This is a genomic window from Cytobacillus firmus DS1 (assembly GCF_000565285.1).
Lineage (GTDB): Bacteria > Bacillota > Bacilli > Bacillales > Cytobacillaceae > Cytobacillus > Cytobacillus firmus_A.
The window spans coordinates 1-1,603 of record NZ_APVL01000059.1 but is presented as its reverse complement, the minus strand read 5'-3'; the positions used below and the strand labels follow the sequence as shown (position 1 = coordinate 1,603).

1 rRNA gene is annotated in these 1,603 nt (G+C 52.3%); it reads right to left on the bottom strand.

The features are described from left to right. Positions 1-1,603 (bottom strand): 23S ribosomal RNA (locus PBF_RS24645); the annotation flags it as partial.

The following is a 1,603-nucleotide window of genomic DNA, read 5'->3' as shown; positions in this document are numbered from 1 at the left end:
TTCTCAGGCTCCTACCTATCCTGTACAAGCTGTACCAAAATTCAATATCAGGCTACAGTAAAGCTCCACGGGGTCTTTCCGTCCTGTCGCGGGTAACCTGCATCTTCACAGGTACTATAATTTCACCGAGTCTCTCGTTGAGACAGTGCCCAGATCGTTACGCCTTTCGTGCGGGTCGGAACTTACCCGACAAGGAATTTCGCTACCTTAGGACCGTTATAGTTACGGCCGCCGTTTACTGGGGCTTCGATTCAAAGCTTCGCTTGCGCTAACCTCTCCTCTTAACCTTCCAGCACCGGGCAGGCGTCAGCCCCTATACTTCGCCTTGCGGCTTCGCAGAGACCTGTGTTTTTGCTAAACAGTCGCCTGGGCCTATTCACTGCGGCTCATCAGGGCTATTCACCCTAATGAGCACCCCTTCTCCCGAAGTTACGGGGTCATTTTGCCGAGTTCCTTAACGAGAGTTCTCTCGCTCACCTTAGGATTCTCTCCTCGCCTACCTGTGTCGGTTTGCGGTACGGGCACCTTTTCCCTCGCTAGAGGCTTTTCTTGGCAGTGTGGAATCAGGAACTTCGGTACTATATTTCCCTCGCCGTCACAGCTCAGCCTGTGTGGTAACGGGATTTGCCTCGTTACCGGCCTAACTGCTTGGACGCGCTAATCCAGCAGCGCGCTTACCCTATCCTCCTGCGTCCCCCCATTGCTCAAACGGTAAAGAGGTGGTACAGGAATATCAACCTGTTGTCCATCGCCTACGCTTTTCAGCCTCGGCTTAGGTCCCGACTAACCCTGAGCGGACGAGCCTTCCTCAGGAAACCTTAGGCATTCGGTGGATGGGATTCTCACCCATCTTTCGCTACTCATACCGGCATTCTCACTTCTAAGCGCTCCACGGGTCCTTACGATCCCGCTTCAACGCCCTTAGAACGCTCTCCTACCACTGACATCGGAAGATGTCAATCCACAGCTTCGGTGATACGTTTAGCCCCGGTACATTTTCGGCGCGGAGTCACTCGACCAGTGAGCTATTACGCACTCTTTAAATGGTGGCTGCTTCTAAGCCAACATCCTGGTTGTCTAAGCAACTCCACATCCTTTTCCACTTAACGTATACTTTGGGACCTTAGCTGGTGGTCTGGGCTGTTTCCCTCTTGACTACGGATCTTATCACTCGCAGTCTGACTCCCATGGATAAGTCTTTGGCATTCGGAGTTTGTCTGAATTCGGTAACCCGATGGGGGCCCCTAGTCCAAACAGTGCTCTACCTCCAAGACTCTTACTACATGAGGCTAGCCCTAAAGCTATTTCGGAGAGAACCAGCTATCTCCAAGTTCGATTGGAATTTCTCCGCTACCCACACCTCATCCCCGCACTTTTCAACGTGCGTGGGTTCGGGCCTCCATCCAGTGTTACCTGGACTTCACCCTGGACATGGGTAGATCACCTGGTTTCGGGTCTACGACCACATACTCATTCGCCCTATTCAGACTCGCTTTCGCTGCGGCTCCGTCTTATCAACTTAACCTCGCATGTAATCGTAACTCGCCGGTTCATTCTACAAAAGGCACGCTATCACCCATTAACGGGCTCTAACTACTTGTAG